Annotated in this window: 13 protein-coding genes; 9 read left to right on the top strand and 4 right to left on the bottom strand. The window is 73.5% G+C overall.

What is annotated here, in order from left to right:
• Positions 1 to 108: 108 nt before the first annotated feature.
• The gene (gene gabT / locus ACZ3YL_RS25805) at positions 109 to 1,449 is read right to left on the bottom strand and encodes a 4-aminobutyrate--2-oxoglutarate transaminase (RefSeq protein ID WP_188303829.1); all 1,341 of its coding nucleotides are present in this window, start codon (positions 1,447 to 1,449) and stop codon (positions 109 to 111) included.
• A 241-nt stretch (positions 1,450 to 1,690) separates the two neighbouring features.
• Here gabT and ACZ3YL_RS25810 point away from each other — a divergent pair, with 241 nt between their 5' ends.
• The 3 genes from ACZ3YL_RS25810 to ACZ3YL_RS25820 all read left to right on the top strand — a co-directional run bounded on the left by ACZ3YL_RS25810 (position 1,691) and on the right by ACZ3YL_RS25820 (position 7,099).
• A complete protein-coding gene (locus ACZ3YL_RS25810; protein ID WP_465659997.1) occupies positions 1,691 to 3,790 on the top strand; it encodes a type IV secretory system conjugative DNA transfer family protein in 2,100 nt (699 codons plus the stop codon).
• Positions 3,791 to 3,945: 155 nt separating this feature from the next.
• Positions 3,946 to 5,511, top strand: coding sequence for a PucR family transcriptional regulator (locus tag ACZ3YL_RS25815; protein WP_188303831.1), 1,566 nt, complete (start codon positions 3,946 to 3,948; stop codon positions 5,509 to 5,511).
• Between the two features lie 145 nt (positions 5,512 to 5,656).
• Positions 5,657 to 7,099: an aldehyde dehydrogenase family protein gene (locus ACZ3YL_RS25820; RefSeq protein WP_188303832.1), complete on the top strand. Its 1,443-nt coding sequence runs from the start codon at positions 5,657 to 5,659 to the stop codon at positions 7,097 to 7,099.
• Positions 7,100 to 7,154: 55 nt separating this feature from the next.
• Here ACZ3YL_RS25820 and ACZ3YL_RS25825 read toward each other — a convergent pair whose 3' ends face one another.
• Positions 7,155 to 7,823 (bottom strand): NAD(P)-binding oxidoreductase, encoded by a 669-nt coding sequence (locus ACZ3YL_RS25825; RefSeq protein WP_188303833.1) that lies wholly within the window; start codon positions 7,821 to 7,823, stop codon positions 7,155 to 7,157.
• 69 nt (positions 7,824 to 7,892) lie between these two features.
• On the opposite strand from ACZ3YL_RS25825, the gene dxr reads away from it, so the two are divergent.
• From dxr to ACZ3YL_RS25850, 5 genes are all read left to right on the top strand, one after another.
• A complete protein-coding gene (dxr, locus tag ACZ3YL_RS25830; RefSeq protein ID WP_188303834.1) occupies positions 7,893 to 9,122 on the top strand; it encodes a 1-deoxy-D-xylulose-5-phosphate reductoisomerase in 1,230 nt (409 codons plus the stop codon).
• Between the two features lie 106 nt (positions 9,123 to 9,228).
• Complete coding sequence (locus ACZ3YL_RS25835; RefSeq protein ID WP_465659998.1) at positions 9,229 to 10,533, top strand: M50 family metallopeptidase; 1,305 nt, start codon at positions 9,229 to 9,231, stop codon at positions 10,531 to 10,533.
• A 145-nt stretch (positions 10,534 to 10,678) separates the two neighbouring features.
• A complete protein-coding gene (ispG, locus tag ACZ3YL_RS25840) occupies positions 10,679 to 11,839 on the top strand; it encodes a flavodoxin-dependent (E)-4-hydroxy-3-methylbut-2-enyl-diphosphate synthase (RefSeq protein ID WP_188303836.1) in 1,161 nt (386 codons plus the stop codon).
• Between the two features lie 193 nt (positions 11,840 to 12,032).
• A complete protein-coding gene (locus ACZ3YL_RS25845; RefSeq protein WP_188303841.1) occupies positions 12,033 to 12,908 on the top strand; it encodes a GNAT family N-acetyltransferase in 876 nt (291 codons plus the stop codon).
• A gap of 110 nt (positions 12,909 to 13,018) precedes the next feature.
• Entirely contained in the window at positions 13,019 to 13,561 is a 543-nt protein-coding gene (locus tag ACZ3YL_RS25850) for a GNAT family N-acetyltransferase (protein WP_188303837.1), read from the top strand.
• Positions 13,562 to 13,607: 46 nt separating this feature from the next.
• Here the strand turns inward: ACZ3YL_RS25850 and ACZ3YL_RS25855 are convergent, their stop codons facing one another.
• Complete coding sequence (locus ACZ3YL_RS25855) at positions 13,608 to 14,531, bottom strand: aminoglycoside phosphotransferase family protein (protein ID WP_188303838.1); 924 nt, start codon at positions 14,529 to 14,531, stop codon at positions 13,608 to 13,610.
• A gap of 409 nt (positions 14,532 to 14,940) precedes the next feature.
• Here ACZ3YL_RS25855 and ACZ3YL_RS25860 point away from each other — a divergent pair, with 409 nt between their 5' ends.
• Complete coding sequence (locus ACZ3YL_RS25860; RefSeq protein WP_188308024.1) at positions 14,941 to 15,690, top strand: TrmH family RNA methyltransferase; 750 nt, start codon at positions 14,941 to 14,943, stop codon at positions 15,688 to 15,690.
• Between the two features lie 37 nt (positions 15,691 to 15,727).
• Here the strand turns inward: ACZ3YL_RS25860 and ACZ3YL_RS25865 are convergent, their stop codons facing one another.
• Entirely contained in the window at positions 15,728 to 17,029 is a 1,302-nt protein-coding gene (locus ACZ3YL_RS25865) for a peptidoglycan-binding protein (RefSeq protein WP_465659999.1), read from the bottom strand.
• Between the last annotated feature and the right edge of the window lie 192 nt (positions 17,030 to 17,221).

Raw genomic sequence — 17,221 nt, forward strand, 5'->3', positions numbered from 1 at the left:
CCCCGGCGAAACCGAACGGCCCGCGAGGACCAGAGGTCCCCACGGGCCGTTCAGCGCTGTCCGGACATCCCTCCGGAGGGGGTTTCACGACCTGGTGGACGACACCGCTCAGACGGCGGCGAACGCGGCCTCCAGGATGTCCAGGCCCTCGGTCAGCAGGTGCTCCGGCATGACCAGCGGCGGCAGGAAGCGCAGCACGTTGCCGTAGGTGCCGGCGGTCAGCACGACCAGGCCCTCGGCGTGGCACGCCTTGGCGATCGCCGCGGTGGCCTCCGCGTTCGCCTCCTTGCCACCCGCCTTCACCAGCTCGACGGCGACCATCGCGCCGCGGCCGCGGACCTCACCGATGATGTCGAACTTCTCCTGCATCGAGCGCAGCCGGCCCAGCATGATCTCGCCGATCCGCTGCGCCTTGCCGACGAGGTCCTGCTCCTTCATGGTCTCGATGGCGCCCAGCGCGGCGGCGCACGCCACCGGGTTGCCGCCGTAGGTGCCGCCCAGGCCGCCCGCGTGCGCGGCGTCCATGATCTCGGCGCGACCGGTCACCGCGGCCAGCGGCAGGCCGCCGGCGATGCCCTTGGCGGTGGTGATCAGGTCCGGGACGATGCCCTCGTCCTCACACGCGAACCACTGGCCGGTCCGGCAGAAACCGGTCTGGATCTCGTCGGCGACGAACACGATCCCGTTCGCCTTCGCGTACTCCACGATGGCCGGCAGGAAGCCCTTGGCCGGCTCGATGAAGCCGCCCTCGCCCTGGATCGGCTCGATGATGATCGCGGCGACGTTCTCCGCGCCGATCTGCTTGTTGATCATGTCGATCGCCTGCGCGGCGGCCTCGGCGGCGCAGTTCTCCGCGCCGGTCAGCCAGCGGTACGGGTAGGCGACCGGCACCCGGTGGATCTCCGGGGCGAACGGACCGAAGCCCTGCTTGTACGGCATGTTCTTCGCCGTCAGGCCCATGGTCAGGTTGGTGCGGCCGTGGTAGCCGTGGTCGAACACCACGACGGCGGTGCGCTTGGTGTAGGCACGGGCGATCTTCACCGCGTTCTCGACCGCCTCGGCGCCCGAGTTGAACAGCGCCGTGCGCTTCTCGTGGTCACCCGGGGTCAGCTCGTTCAGCTGCTCGGCGACGGCCACGTAACCCTCGTACGGGGTCACCATGAAGCAGGTGTGGGTGAAGGCGGCCAGCTGCTCGCTGGCCTTGGCCACCACGGCCTCGGCGCTGTTGCCGACGTTGGTCACGGCGATGCCGGAACCGAAGTCGATCAGCGAGTTGCCGTCCACGTCCTCCAGGACGCCGCCGTTGGCACGGGTGATGTACACCGGCAGGGTGGTGCCGACGCCGGCCGCCACCGCACCCAGCTTGCGGGCCTGCAGCTCCTGCGACTTCGGACCCGGGATCGCGGTGACCAGACGGCGCTCCTGCGGGAGCGGCGTTACGGCGCTCATGGGGTATCTCCAGACTTCTCGGCTCGGTGCTTCGCAGGCTACGGCCGCCCTCCCCGACCGGGCATGCGCCACTCGGTAGCACTGCGCCGTCCGACTTGTCCGGCACGGCCAGCACGGGCGCCACGACTACCCGCAGACCCCGCTCCACTACCCTGAGCGCGGGCGTGTCGCCGGTACGGCGGCATGGGTATGGCGGCACCGACGGCGGTCGGGCCGGGCGGGCGAGGGAGCGGGGCCGTACATGGCACAGGACGGGTCACACCACCACGTCGAACACACCACCACCAGACCCCCGACCCCCCCGACCCCCCTGCCCCACCAACGGCCCGCCACAGCACCCGGCGGGGCCTTCGACCTCGCCGCCTGGGCCACCGCCCCGCGCCCCGAGGCCGAACCTGGCGTCTACCGGCTCGGCTACCGCCGCATCGACCCGGAACGTGCGGAGGCGGCCCGGGTCCCGACCTGGCCGCTGCTGCTGCGGGCGGCGCTCAACGCGGTGGTGGGGTGGTTCGCGTACCTCTACGGCACGCAGCTCCTGATGTACGTGCTCGTCTGGTTCGGCGGACAGACGGGCATCGGACCGCTCGCCTCGCCCTCCGAGTCCGAGGCCATGTTCACTCTGCTGGTGGCCAACGCCCTGGTGATCGGCGTGGTCATCAAGATCTTCGGCCGGATGGGCCGCTGGCCCGAGGTCTGGCGCCGCTACGTCGCCCCGCTGCTGTCGCGGACGGTGACTCAGGAGGACCCCGTCGAGGAGGCCGGGCCGGTGGCGGAGGCGGCCCGCGGGGTGGACCCGTGGGACGGGCTGCGCCGGGGCGGGGCGGTCGAGGCGGCGGCGCGGCTGGACGCGGAGGCGGTCGGCGACGTCGACTACGTGCGGATCCAGCGGGCCTGGGAGTCCGCGCAGGCGGACCCGGCGTTCGTGCCCGCCTTCACCGAGCAGGTGGCCGCCCGTGGCGCGGCGGCCTTCGCCCATCCGTCCGAGGTGCGTGAGCTGCCCGGGCGGGTGCGGCGGCACGATCTGCTGCTCGGCCAGGTCTGCCTCGGTGTGGCGCAGGACGTGCCGAAGAACCCGTTGAGCCACCGGGCGGCGGACTTCGCGCTGGACCCGGCGGTGCTGGGCACCTCGCTGCTGGCGGTGGGCCCGGCCGGGACGGGGAAGACGGCGCGGCTGGCCCGGCCGGTGGCGGAGGCGCTGTGCCTGCAGGCGCTGGCCGGTACCGCGTGCGCGGTGGTGGTCGGCGCCTCGGACGCCGACCTCGGCCCGGACGCCTGGTACGACGTGGTGATCGCGCCCGGCGACCCGGCCTCGGTGTACGGGCTGGACCTCTACGGTGCGGCGCGGGACCCGGACGAGGCCGCGGCCCGGCTGGCCGACGCGCTGCTGCCGGACGAGCTGACCGCGCGGGCGGAGAACGCGCGGACGGCGCTGCAGCAGGTGGTGGGCCCGTTCCACGCCGCGTTCGGCCGCTACCCGGGGGTGCGCGAGCTGCGGGCGCTGCTGGGTGGTGACCCGGACGCGCTGGCGGCGTTGGTGAAGGCGCTGGGGGTGGCGGGCCGGCTGGCCGCGTACGAGCGGGACCTGGAGTACCGGGAGCGGCAGCGCGGCCGGGCGGACGATCCGGGGTCGCTGTTGGCGGACCGGCTGGGGCTGTTGGAGCGGCCCGCCTTCGAGGGGGCCTTCGCGACGGACGGGACGGGCCGTCCGCCGTTCGCGATGCGGGTGCTGGACCACCCGTTGCGGGTGCGGGTGAAGCTGCCGGAGCGCAGTCACCCGGAGGTGGCCCGGATGCTGTCGCGGCTGGTGGTGGGGCAGTTCGTGCAGGCGGCCGGGGCGCGTGCGGACCGCTCGCTGTTCGCGGGACTGGTGGTGGATGACGCCTCGGCCGCACTGGACGCCGGTTCCGTCCGGGGCCTGCAGCGGATGCGCGGGGCGAACGCGGGTGCGGTGCTGCTGCTGCGCACCCTGGTGGACCTGCCGGAGGCGTTGCGGGCACCGCTGTTCGGCGCGGTCGGCTGCCGGGTGGCCTTCCCCGGGATCGCGCCGTGGGACGGACGGCTGTTCTCGGAGGCCTGGGGGACGCACCTGGTGCAGGAGACCGCGGTGACCCACACCCCCGACACCTCCGGCGGGGTGATGCGGCGGGCCGGGCGGTTGGGGCGGAAGGCGTTGTCGGGGACGACGGCGCAGACGGAGTCGGTGACGACGCGGGATGTGGAGCGGCTGCGGTGGTCGCCGTCGGATCTGGCGCACGCGTTGCCGGCCGGGCACGCGGTGGTGTCGTTGACGGCGGTGTCGGGGGAGCAGGTGCCGCCGTTGCTGGTGGACCTGCGGGGGTGAGCCGGCGGGGCGGGAGGGAAGTCGCCTCCGAGGTGGATTCGGCAGTGCCGGTTGTCCGGGGCGTCCATAATGAAGGGGAGTGACCCTCACCAGTCCCACTGCCCTCTCCTCGCCCGGCCGCAACGGCGCGGTCAGGTCGACCCCCCGAAGGTGCCATGCCCCCCACACTCGCCTCCGTCGTCCGCAACAGTTCGCTCCACTTGACGGTGCTCGCCGGTGCGGACCACCTGGAGCGGCCGGTCCGCTGGGTGCACACCAGTGAGCTGGACGACCCGACGCCGTTCCTGGAGGGTGGTGAGCTGTTGCTCACCACCGGTATCAAGCTGGGCCGTACGGCGGCGCAGCTGCAGGCGTACGTGCACCGGCTGGCCGATGCGGGGGTGGTCGGGCTGGGTCTGGGGGTGGGGTTGTCGCACACCGAGGTGCCGCAGCCGCTGGTGGACGCGGCGCAGCAGCGGGGGCTGCCGTTGCTGCGGGTGCCGGAGCCGACGCCGTTCATCGCGATCAGCAAGGTGGTGTCGGCGGCGCTGGCCGCGGAGCAGTACGAGGCGGTGACGACCAGTTTCGAGGCGCAGGAGGAGCTGACCCGGGCGGCGCTGGGCAAGGACGGCACGACGGCGGTGGTGCGTCGGCTGGCGGCCCGGCTGGGGGGCTGGGCGGCGCTGTACGACGGGTCGGGCGCGCTGTCGGTGGTGGCGCCGGACTGGGCGGCGCGCCGGGCGGGGCGGCTGGCGGCGGAGGTGGACCGGCTGCGGCGGCGGCCGGCGCCGTCGAGTGCGGCCTTGCAGGGGCGGTCGCCGGGGATAGACACGGCGGACGAGGACTACGTGGTGGTCCAGTCGCTGGGGGCGGACCGGCGGGCCCGGGGTTTCCTGGCGGTCGGGACCGAGGACCGGATCACGCCGACCGAGCGGTACGTGCTGAACGCGGCGGTGGCGTTGCTGACGCTCACCCTGGAGCGGTCGCGCGAGCTGCGGCAGGCCGAGGAGCGGATGGGCGCGGCGCTGCTGCGGATGGTGCTGGCGGGTGAGGTGGCGACGGCCCGGCAGGTGGCGCTGGGGCTGTTCGGCGGGATGCCGGAGGGGACGATACGGGTTCTGGTGGCCGGGGCGGGGCCGAACGCGGACGCCGCGGAGGCGCTGGTGGAGCTGGGGGACCGGGCCGAGCAGGCGGGTGCCCGGGTGGGCGAGAAGCTGCTGGTGGCGCGGGAGGAGGGGGCGCACGGGCCGCGGCTGATGGTGTTGGCGCTGGACAACGGCGCGGTGCACCGGGCCTGTCTGGGCGTGGTGGAGGAGCACGAGGGACTGTCGCTGGGTGTTTCGGCGCCGGCCGCGCTGGAGGAGGCCGGTACGGCGTACGCCCAGGCGGAGCGGGCGCTGGCGGTGGCGCTGCGGGGTGGCCGCCGTTCGGTGGACCACGAGGAGGTCGGCGCGGGTTCGCTGCTGCCGCTGCTCGGGGAGGAGGCGGTGACGGCGTTCGCGGAGGGGCTGCTGCGGCCGTTGCGTGAGCACGACCGGACGGCCCGCGGTGACCTGGTGGCCTCGTTGCGGGCGTGGTTGTCCCGGCACGGGCAGTGGGACGCGGCGGCGGCGGACCTGGGGGTGCACCGGCACACGCTGCGGTACCGGATGCGGCGGGTCGAGGAGCTGCTGGGCCGTTCGCTGGACGACACGGACGTGCGGATGGAGCTGTGGCTGGCGCTGCGCTCGGGCGAGGAGTAGGACGGCCGGCTGGACGCGGTGGAGTGGCCCCGGGGCGGAACACTCCTGGGCGGCCAATCCGGTCGGCCCGCCGTCGCCCCTACTCTCGGGTTTCGGGTCCCACGCCCGTGGGCCGTACGACGACGAGGAGAGGGCCGGTACCACCGTGACCACCACGTACGATTTCTGGCTTGCCGGCCGCCGGGCGAGCGGTGACGCCGACTTCGAGGTGCACAACAGCTGGGACGGCCGTCTGGTCGGCAAGGTCAGCGTTCCGACCGAGGCGCAGGTCGAGGAGGCGCTGGACGCCGCCGTGGCCGCGCTGCCGGTGTTCGCCGCCACTCCGGCGCACCAGCGGGCCGCCGCCCTGGACCACGTGGCCAAGCGGCTGACCGAGCGCACCGAGGAGCTCGCCCAGCTGATCACCGCCGAGAACGGCAAGCCGATCAAGTGGGCCCGCGGTGAGGTCGGCCGGGCGGTGTCGGTCTTCCGCTGGGCCGCCGAGGAGGCGCGCCGCACCAACGGCGAGACGATGCGGCTGGACACCGACCCGGGCGGCGTGGGCCGTTTCGCGGTGGTGCGCCGCTTCCCGCGCGGTGTGGTGCTGGGGATCGCCCCGTTCAACTTCCCGCTGAACCTGGTCGCCCACAAGGTCGCCCCGGCGATCGCGGTCGGTGCCCCGATCATCCTCAAGCCGGCGCCGGCGACCCCGCTGTCGGCGATGGTGCTGGGCGAGATCCTGGCCGAGACGGACCTGCCGGTCGGTTCCTGGTCGATCCTGACCGTGCCGAACGACCGGATGCCGGCCCTGGTGCAGGACGCCCGGGTGCCGGTGATCTCCTTCACCGGTTCGGACAAGGTCGGCTACCAGATCATGGACTCGGTGCCGCGCAAGCACACCACCCTGGAGCTGGGCGGCAACGCCGCGGCCGTGGTGCTCGCCGACTGGTCCTCGGAGGCCGACCTGGACTGGGCGGCGACCCGGATCGCGATGTTCGCCAACTACCAGGGCGGCCAGTCCTGCATCTCGGTGCAGCGGGTGATCGCCGACGCGTCGGTGTACGACGCGCTGGTGGAGAAGGTCGTGGCCAAGGTCGGGGCGCAGGTCACCGGTGACCCGAACGACGACGCGACGGACGTCGGCCCGCTGGTCGACGAGAACGCCGCGAAGCGGGTGGAGTCCTGGGTGGACGACGCGGTCGCCAAGGGCGCCAAGGTGCTCGCCGGTGGGACCCGCGAGGGCGCGACCTACGCGCCGACCGTGCTGGCGGAGCTGCCGGCCGACGCGATCCTGGCCAAGGCCGAGGTGTTCGGCCCGGTGCTGTCGCTGCACCGGGTGGAGGGCGTCGAGGAGGCCTTCGCGGCCGTCAACGACTCGCCGTTCGGCCTCCAGGCGGGCGTGTTCACCCACGACCTGCAGACCGCCTTCCGGGCCCACCGGGAGCTGGAGGTCGGCGGTGTGATCATCGGCGACGCGCCGTCCTACCGGGCCGACCAGATGCCGTACGGCGGCGTCAAGGACTCCGGTGTCGGCCGTGAGGGCGTCAAGTACGCGATGGGCGACTACACCGTCGAGAAGGTCATGGTCCTGACCGGCCTCGACCTCTGAGTGCCTGACCGACGGAGGGCCCGGTCCGTGCTGGACCGGGCCCTCCGGCGTGTGGTCAGCCGTCGTGCCCGGCCGCGACGGCGACGGCCTCCGTGATGGTGGCGTTCCCGGCGATCAGCTCCAGGGTCTGCCCGGCGGTGCCGGGCTCGTGCAGCAGCGCGGCCAGCACGGCGGCCACGTCGGCCCGGTCGACCGTGCCGCGGCCGACCGAGGGGGCGAGCCGGACCAGGCCGCCGCCGGGGCCGTCGGTGAGCTGCCCGGGGCGCAGCACCGTCCATTCGAGTGAGGTGCGGGCGCGGATGGCGTCGTCGGCGGCGCCCTTGGCTCGCAGGTAGGTCTCGAAGACCTGGTCGGCGGGGTAGTGGGCGGCCGCGTCGGCGCCCATCGAGGAGACCATCAGGTAGCGCCGGACCCCGGCGAGTTCGGCGGCGTCGGCGAGCAGGACGGCCGCGTCGCGGTCGACGGTGATCTTGCGGGCGGCGCCGCTGCCCGGGCCGGCGCCGGCCGCGAAGACCACGGCGTCGGTGTCGGCGAGCAGGGCGGCGAGCTGCGGGGCGGTGGCGGACTCCAGGTCGAGCAGCAGCGGCTCGGCGCCGGCGTCGACGAGGTCCTGGGCCTGTTCGGGGCGGCGGATGATCCCGGCCGGTCGGTCGCCGCGGTCGGCGAGCAGCCGTTCGAGCTTCAGCGCGATCTGTCCGTGGCCTCCGGCGATGACGGTACGCATGGCTTCGACGGTAGCCCGGGCGGTGCCCGGTCGTCCTGGGCGAGGTCTCGGACAGGACACAATGGGCGCATGACTTCGCTCGCCCACCCGCAGCTGCGCTTCACGCCCACCGTGGCGGACCCTTCCGGCCCCCGGGAGCTGGTGATCCTCGGTTCCACCGGTTCGATCGGCACCCAGGCCATCGACGTCGTGCTCCGCAACCCGGACCGGTTCCGGGTGGTCGCCCTGTCGGCGGCCGGCGGCCGGGTGGAGCTGCTGGCGGAGCAGGCGCTGCGGCTGGGCGTGCACACCGTGGCGGTGGCCGATCCGGCGGCCGGGCCGGCGCTGCGCGAGGCGCTGGCGGCGAAGGCGGCGGGGCGTGCGCTGCCGGCCGTGCTGGTGGGCCCGGACGCGGCGACCGAGCTGGCCGCGCTGGAGTGCCACTCGGTGCTGAACGGCATCACCGGTTCGATCGGCCTGCGGCCGACGCTGGCCGCGCTGCGGGCGGGCCGGGTGCTGGTGCTGGCCAACAAGGAGTCGCTGATCGTCGGCGGTCCGCTGGTGAAGGCGGTGGCGAAGCCGGGCCAGATCGTGCCGGTGGACTCCGAGCACGCGGCGCTGTTCCAGGCGCTGGCCGGCGGCACCCGGGCGGAGGTCCGCAAGCTGGTGGTGACGGCGAGCGGCGGCCCGTTCCGGACCCGGACCCGGGAGCAGCTGGCCGGGGTGACCCCGCAGGAGGCGCTGGCGCACCCGACCTGGGCGATGGGCCCGGTCGTCACGATCAACTCGGCGACGCTGGTCAACAAGGGCCTGGAGGTGATCGAGGCGCACCTGCTGTACGACGTGCCCTTCGACCGGATCGAGGTCGTGGTCCATCCGCAGTCGGTGGTGCACTCGATGGTGGAGTTCACCGACGGTTCGACGCTGGCGCAGGCCAGCCCGCCGGACATGCGGATGCCGATCGCGCTGGGTCTGGGCTGGCCGGACCGGGTGCCGGAGGCCGCTCCCGGCTGTGACTGGACCAAGGCGGCGACCTGGGAGTTCTTCCCGCTGGACGACGAGGCGTTCCCGGCCGTGGAGCTGGCCCGTGAGGTGGGCACTCTGGGCGGAACGGCTCCGGCGGTGTTCAATGCCGCGAACGAGGAGTGCGTGGAGGCCTTCCTGAAGGGCCGCCTCGCCTTCACCGGGATCGTGGACACTGTTGCCAAGGTCGTGGCGGAGCACGGGACTCCTGGTTCGGGAACTTCCCTGACCGTCGAGGACGTCCTGCACGCGGAGGACTGGGCGCGCGCCCGGGCCCGCGAGCTGGCGGCGGGCTGACGGCCCGCGATTGCGGCGGCGGTGCCCGGTACGACGGGGATCGCGGCACGACACGGCGTGCGGTACGACGAGACGATGAGCGGAGCGGCATGACGGAGGACCAGCGGTGGCAACGGTTTTGACGGTGGTCGGCATCCTGGTCTTCGTGGTCGGGCTGCTCGTCTCGATCGCCTGGCACGAGCTCGGCCACCTCTCCACGGCCAAACTGTTCGGCATCCGGGTGCCGCAGTACATGGTCGGCTTCGGCCCGACCATCTGGTCGCGCCGGAAGGGTGAGACCGAGTACGGCATCAAGGCGATCCCGTTCGGCGGGTACATCCGGATGATCGGGATGTTCCCGCCGGGCGAGGACGGCCGGATCACCAAGCGCAGCAGTTCGCCCTGGCGGACCATGATCGAGGATGCCCGTGAGGCCTCCTACGAAGAGCTCCAGGAGGGCGACGAGAACCGGCTGTTCTACACCCGCAAGCCCTGGAAGCGGGTCATCGTCATGTTCGCCGGGCCGTTCATGAACCTGGTCCTGGCATTCGGGCTGTTCCTGACGGTGATGATGGGCTTCGGCGTCTCCATGGCGGTGCCGACCATCGGCTCGGTCGCCCAGTGCGTGGTCAAGGCCGGGCAGCCCACCGACACCTGCCCCACGGACGCGCCCCCGACCCCGGCCAACGAGGTGGGCCTGCGCCAGGGCGACAAGGTGCTCTCCTTCGACGGCGACCGGATCCGCGACTACGACCAGCTCCAGGCGGACATCCGGAAGTCGGCCGGCAAGCAGGTGGCGATCGTCGTGGAGCGCGGCGGTCAGCGGCTCACCTTCACGCCCACCATCGCCGTCAACGACGTGCAGAAGTACGACGGAAACGGCGTGCCGGTGAAGGGCCAGACCGTCCAGGCCGGGTTCCTCGGCTTCACTCCGAAGAGCGACACCGTCCAGCTCGGCTTCGGGCAGTCGGTCGACCGGATGTACGACATGGCCGAGAACGGGGTGAAGTCGCTGGCCGCCCTGCCGGGCAAGATCCCCGGTCTGTGGGACGCCGTCGTGGGCAACGCCCCGCGCGACCCGGACTCGCCGATCGGCATGGTCGGCGCCGCCCGGGTCAGCGGCGAGGTGTTCTCGCTGCACGAGTCGGCCACCCAGCGGGTCGCGATCTTCGTGAACCTGCTGGCCGGCATCAACCTGTCGCTCTTCCTGTTCAACATGCTGCCGCTGCTGCCGCTGGACGGCGGCCACATCGCCGGCGCGGTCTGGGAGTCGGTCCGGCGCCGCTTCGCACAGCTGTTCCGGCGGCCCGATCCGGGCCCGTTCGACGTCGCCAAGCTGATGCCGGTCGCGTACGTCGTGGCCAGCATCTTCATCGGCTTCACCCTGCTGGTGATGGTGGCCGACCTGGTGAACCCGGTGAAGATCGGCTAGGGCGTTCGGGTACGGCGGGTGTGCTGGGCGCCCGGACCGTGCCGTACCGTGGAGGCCGGGTGCGCGATAGTCCGCGCGCCCGGCCTCGGCCGTCCCAACGGCCGGGCGGTCGACCCACACCTCAACCCCGGGGAACCCTGCGCACATGACCGCGATCTCGCTCGGTATTCCGTCCCTGCCGCTCAAGCCGCTCGCCAAGCGCCGCTACTCCCGGCAGATCATGGTCGGCAACGTGCCGGTCGGCGGCGACGCCCCCGTCTCGGTCCAGTCCATGACCACCACGGTCACCTCGGACATCAACGCCACGCTGCAGCAGATCGCCCAGCTCACCGCGTCCGGCTGCCAGATCGTCCGCGTCGCCGTCCCCTCCCAGGACGACGCCGACGCGCTGCCGATCATCGCCAAGAAGTCGCAGATCCCGGTCATCGCCGACATCCACTTCCAGCCGAAGTACGTCTTCGCCGCGATCGACGCCGGCTGTGCGGCGGTGCGCGTCAACCCCGGCAACATCAAGGCCTTCGACGACAAGGTCGGCGAGATCGCCAAGGCCGCCAAGGACGCCGGGGTGCCGATCCGGATCGGCGTCAACGCCGGCTCGCTCGACAAGCGGCTGCTGGAGAAGTACGGCAAGGCCACCCCGGAGGCGCTGGTCGAGTCCGCGCTGTGGGAGTGCTCGCTGTTCGAGGAGCACGACTTCCGCGACATCAAGATCTCGGTCAAGCACAACGACCCGGTCGTGATGATCCAGGCCTACCGTCAGCTCGCCGCCGCCTGCGACTACCCGCTGCACCTGGGCGTCACCGAGGCCGGACCGGCCTTCCAGGGCACCATCAAGTCCGCGGTCGCCTTCGGTGCGCTGCTCGCCGAGGGCATCGGCGACACCATCCGGGTCTCGCTGTCGGCCCCGCCGGCCGAGGAGATCAAGGTCGGCAACCAGATCCTGGAGTCGCTCGGGCTGCGCCAGCGCGGGCTGGAGATCGTCTCCTGCCCGTCCTGCGGCCGCGCCCAGGTCGACGTCTACAAGCTCGCGGAGGAGGTCACCGCCGGGCTGGAGGGCATGGAGGTGCCGCTGCGGGTCGCCGTCATGGGCTGCGTGGTGAACGGGCCGGGCGAGGCCCGCGAGGCCGACCTCGGGGTCGCCTCCGGCAACGGCAAGGGGCAGATCTTCGTCAAGGGGCAGGTGATCAAGACCGTCCCCGAGTCGAAGATCGTCGAGACCCTGATCGAGGAGGCGCTCAAGCTCGCCGAGCAGATGCAGGAAGAGGGCGTCGAGGCCGGTTCGCCGACCGTCGTCGCCGCGGACTGACCACGGGGCGGTCACGGCGCGGGGCGACCGCGGGTGACCGCCGGGCGGTCCGGACGCGACCGCAGTGAGTCTTCCGGAGGCGGGGCCGTCCGTTCGCGGGCGGCCCCGCGGCCGTAGCCGGGTGGGGCCGCGGAGTAGGGTGCGGCCAGAGTCGTCTCAGTGAGGTGCTGTCTCGATGATCGATCGAGGTGTGATGCTCCCCAGCTCCTTCCAGGCCGCCCGGGCGCTGGCCACCACCCGTGTGCTGGAGCCGCCGGACCTCGCGGACGCGCTGGAGATCCTCCACCGCGACCCGGTCGCCAACGCCTTCGTCGCCACCCGGGTCGAGGCCGTCGGGCTGGACCCGTGGCGGCTCGGCGGGGAGATGTGGGGCTGGTACGGCGGGGACGGCGTCCTCGACGCCCTCTGCTACGCCGGGGCGAACCTCGTCCTGGTCAACGCCGGGCCGCAGGCCGTCGCGGCCTTCGCGGAGCGGGCCCGGCGGCAGGGCCGGCGCTGCTCCTCGATCGTCGGACCGGCCGGGGCGACCGCCGCCTTCTGGGCACTGCTGGAGCGGAGTTGGGGACCGGCACGTGAAGTCCGGGGCCACCAGCCGCTGTTGGCGACCTCCTCGCCGTCGGCGGAGATCGCGCCCGACCCGCTGGTGCGGAGGGTGCGGCACAGCGAGGTGGAGGCGCTGATGCCCGCCTGCGTGGCGATGTTCACCGAGGAGGTCGGAGTCTCGCCGCTGGCGGGGGACGGCGGGCTGCTCTACCAGGCCCGGGTGGCCGAACTCGTCACCGGCGGGCGGTCGTTCGCGCGCTTCGCCGAGGACGGACAGGTGGTCTTCAAGGCCGAGGTCGGGGCGGTGACCGAGGGGGCCTGCCAGATCCAGGGGGTCTGGGTGGCGCCGGAGTACCGGGGCCAGGGACTGTCCGAGACCGGGATGGCGGCGGTGCTGGAGGTCGCGCTGCGGGAGGTGGCGCCGGTGGTCTCGCTGTACGTCAACGACTACAACCTGCGGGCGCGGGCGGCTTACCGGCGGGTGGGGTTCCGGGAGGTCGGGGCGTTCATGAGCGTGCTGTTCTGAGCGTGTTCGGGGGCAGGGCGGCGTTGTGGCGCGGTTCGCCGCTCTTCCGCCGGTTGTCGGGTTGGGATCTTCGGCCGCGCCGCGGGGCGGCTGGTAGTAACGTCCGGAGCATGGATCAGCTGACCGGGGTGACGATCGAGGCCATCGACCTTGAGGCCTGGGCGCCCCAGGCGCTGGAGGTCCAGGCGGTGGCGTTCGGGCTCACGCCCGAGGAGGTCGCGGTACGGCTGCACATCGTGGGGCGGCACGCCCGCCAGCCCGGGGTGATCGCGTTCGGGGCGATGAGCGAGGGGCGGCTGGTCGGGTTCGGGTACGGGATGCCGAACCAGCGGGAGCACTGGTGGAGCACCGTCATCGAGCCGTACCTGACCTCCCGGGGGTACGGGGACTGGCTGGACGGGGTGTTCGCGATCACCGAACTGCACGTGCTGCCGGAGTTCCAGGGGCAGGGCGTGGGCTCGCGGTTGATCCGGCTGCTGTGCGAGGGGTCGGGGCTGGAGCGCAGCATCCTGTCGGCGATCGACGCGGAGACGCCGGCCCGGCGGCTCTACCGGGCGCTGGGGTACCAGGACCTGGCCCGTGCGGTGCGCTTCCCGGCGACGGACCGGTTGTACGCGGTGATGGGGGCGGGGCTGCCGTTGCGGCGGCTCTAGCCGCGCTCGGGTTCCGGGTCTTTCTGTTCCGGGTTCCGGGCTCTGTTCAGAGGTGGCCGGCGAACTCCAGGTGGAGTTCGGCGTCTTCGCGGCGGCCCGTGGTCAGGGCGCGCAGAGCCAGGTCGACGGCGCGGAAGAGGGTCCAGCCGCGCAGGCGGTCCCGGTCGACGTCGACGGCCTCGGCGAGTTGGTGGAGCCGGCGGCGGACGGCGGCGGGGGCGCCGGGGGAGCCGATCAGGGTGTCCGCGCGGTCCAGGGCGAGCCGGGCCAGGTCGTAGGCGCGTTCGCCGGTCAGTGGGCGGGGGTCGATCGCCAGCCAGGGGGCGCGGTCGGCGGCGAGGACGTTGCCGTGGTGGAAGTCGCCGTGCAGCAGGAAGGTTTCGGCCGCGTCGCCGGCCAGGGCTTCGGCGGTGGCCAGCGCCTCGTCGGCGAGGGGCTGCGCGGCGGCCGCGACGGGGTGGGCGCGGTGGCCTTCGAGACGGGCGGCGGTGTCCGCGACCCGGTCGGCGAGCGTGGGCAGGACGGCCCCGGCGGGCGGCTCCACCCAGAGGCGGTGCAGCAGGCTGGTGGCCTCCAGCATGGCCTTGGGCTCGGCGAGGGAACGCAGCGGGATCGAGCCGTGCAGGCGCTCCAGCAGCAGGACGCCCTCGGCGGGGTCGGCGTCCAGGAGGAGCACGGCGCCGCGGCCGGCCCAGTGGGTGAGGGCGGTGTGCTCGTGGGCGGTCTCGGGGGTGACCAGGCCGGCCTTGAGGACGGCGGGGGAGAGGTCGTCGCGGTGGACGTAGACGATCAGGCTGAGGCTGCCGCCAGGGTCCAGGGTGCGTTCGAGGGTGAGGTTCCAGCGGGTCAGGTGGGAGGTGGCCGTGGCCGGCAGGGCGGCGAGCCACTGGCGGCCCTTTTCGCCGTGGGTGGCGGTGACGGTGGTGGTGAGCCAGGTGGGGGCGGTGAGGGTTGGTGCGGATCCCGACATGGGTCCATTGTCGGCGAGGTGGGGGGTTCTGGGGTGGTCGGGGGGCTCTCGGGAGGGTGGGTGGGTGCCGGGGGCGGCTCCGGGGGTGGCCGCTCCGGGGGCTGGGTGATTTTCCGACTGCCGACTCTGTGGGTGGGGTGTTGGGACCGTTGGCAGTCTGAAAATCACCCGTCACGCCCCTCTCCGCAGCCACCCCCTGCGCCGCCCCCTTCCGCAGCGCGTCCCTCTCGCCTGGTGGGGAGGGGGTGGGTGGGGGAGGTAGGTGGGGGTGCTGGGGGTGGGTGGGTGTGGGGGGTGAGGGGTGTTGTGGGCGCGCGGGCTTTCGCCCTGCGCGTCCGTGCTGGGGTAGAGGGGTGAGGGGGATATGCGGCTCGGGGGAGACGGGCGGTGGGGTGGGAGAGTGAGCGGCATGGACGACGAGCTGGTGCGGGCGTGGCGGGTGGCCGAGCGGGAGTCGGGGGTGGTGCTGTTGGACGGGTTCCATCCGTTGAAGCACGCGCTGCGGTTCGGGGGTGAGGTGCGGCGGGTGCTGACGGCGGACCGGGGGGCGTTGCTGGCGTTGGCGGGTGAGTTGGCGCCGGATGTGGTCGCGGCGCTGGAGGCGTTGGCGGTGGAGGTGGCGGAGGAGCGGCTGCGGGCCCTGGCGCCCCGGCTGCACCCGACCGGGGTGGTCGCGCTGGCGGTGCGGCCGTCGGTGGCGGCCAACCGGGCGGTGTTGGCGGAGCGGCCGCGCCGGGCGCCGGTGGTGGTGCTGGAGAACCCGCGGAACCTGGGGAACGTCGGGGCGGTGATCCGGCTGGCGGCCGGGTTCGGGGCGACCGGGGTGGTGACCACGGGCGAGCTGGATCCCTGGCACCCGACGGTGCTGCGCGGCAGTGCGGGGCTGCACTTCGCCACCGCGGTGGAGCGGGTGGGTCTGCCGGAGCTGCCCGCCGGGCCGCTGTACGTGCTGGACCCGGAGGGGGTGGACATCCGGGACCTGCCGTTCCCGGACGACGCGCTGCTCGCCTTCGGGACGGAGCGGCACGGGGTGTCCGCGGAGCTCAAGGCGCGGGCCGACCGGTTGGTGGCGGTGCCGATGCAGCCGGGGGTGTCCAGTTTCAACCTGGCGACGAGTGTCGCGATGGGGCTGTTCCACTGGATGTCGGGGCGGCGCTGAGGCGCGGCACCGGGGTGGTGCCGCGCCGTGCGGGGCGTCAGGAGAAGAGCGTGCGCCAGGTGTCCGGGCCCGGGTAGCCGTCGGCCTCGCCGCCGCGCCGGCCCTGGGCCTGTTGGAAGGCCTGGACGGCGCGTCGGTCGCTCTCCGTCCAGCGCGGGCCGGGGCCGACGCTGTACGAGCCGCCGTAGCCCTTGCGGACCAGCTGTTCGCCGAGTCGGCGGACGTGGTCGTTGCTCTGGCCGGGGCCGAAGTACCGGGCGCCGGGGAAGGCGGGGGCGCCGGTGGGCGGTGGGGGTGGCAGCGGGGTGCCGGCGTCGATGTCGCGGCCCTTGTCGTTGACCAGGAAGTCCCAGGTGTGCTTGCCCGGGAGGCCGTCGGCCTCGCCGCCGCGCCAGCCCTGGGCGAGTTGGAAGGCCTGGGTGGCCTTGCGGTCGGCCTCGCCCCACCGGGGCCCGGGGCCCTCGGAGTAGAAGCGGGCGCCGCCGCGCCGCACCAGCATCCGGCCGAGCTCGGTGACGTACCCGTTGTTCGCGCCGGGGCCGAACTTGTCCGCGCCCGGGAAGGCGTCGGCGGAGGTGCCGTCGTTGCTGCCGCCGGAGAGGCCGGTGTAGCGGTAGGGGACGTAGGAGCCGGAGTTGTTCCAGTAGGCGTACGGGGTGGCGCGTTTCTTGGCGCCGGGGGAGGTCTGCTCGTAGGCGACGTACGTGGTGCGGGTGGAGTCCGTCCAGCCGCCGAAGATCGTCACGTGCGAACCGGCCTGGGGGTTGGCCGGGTTGTTGTAGATCAGCACGTCGCCGGGCTGGAGGTCGTTCCGGTTGATCCGTTCGGCGAAGTTCGGCAGGGTCCAGGTGGTCTGGCTGCTGCCGAGCTCCCAGGCCATCGAGACGAAGCCGGAGCAGTCCTGGCGGTAGCCGTCCGACCAGTAGCGGCCCATGCCGTACGGCACGGCCTGGTCGACCCAGCCCTGGGCGCGCTGGATGATCCGGGCCCGGGTGGGGGGCTGGGCGGCGTAGGCACGGGCGCCGGGGGCGTCGCCGTAGAGGGCGTTGACCTCGCCCTGGGGGGTCCGCGGGGGCTGGCTGGTGCTGCTGCCGCCCGGGGTGGGGCTGGGTGCGGGGGCCGCGGCGGCGGTGCCGCCGGCTACCGCGGTGCCCACGGCGGCCATCAGGACGGCGGCCCGGCGGCGGACGGAGCGGGCCGCGGCGTGACCGCCTTCGTGGACCGGGGCGGCGTGCAGCCGGGCGCGGCGGCGGGCGCGACAGCCCCCGCATATGCAGTCCTCCTCCGGTTCGACCTCGTCGAACTCCATCAGCGGGGACAGCGGGTCGGTCAGGGTCATGCTCCGCCTCTTTCCTGCGGTCCGTCCCGGTCGGCGCCTGACGGCGGGACAGGAGTGGCCTTCCCGGACAGACCGCGTGTCATGGGGCCAAAGTCCCAGTGCGGGCGGGCTGCGGCGCGGCGGATTGCGCCGGACGGGTGAGGACCCTCCCCCAGCCTTCGGCCGGGAGGTGCCTCCGGGCCGCAGGGCCCG

This window comes from Kitasatospora sp. NPDC023176, assembly GCF_055560495.1.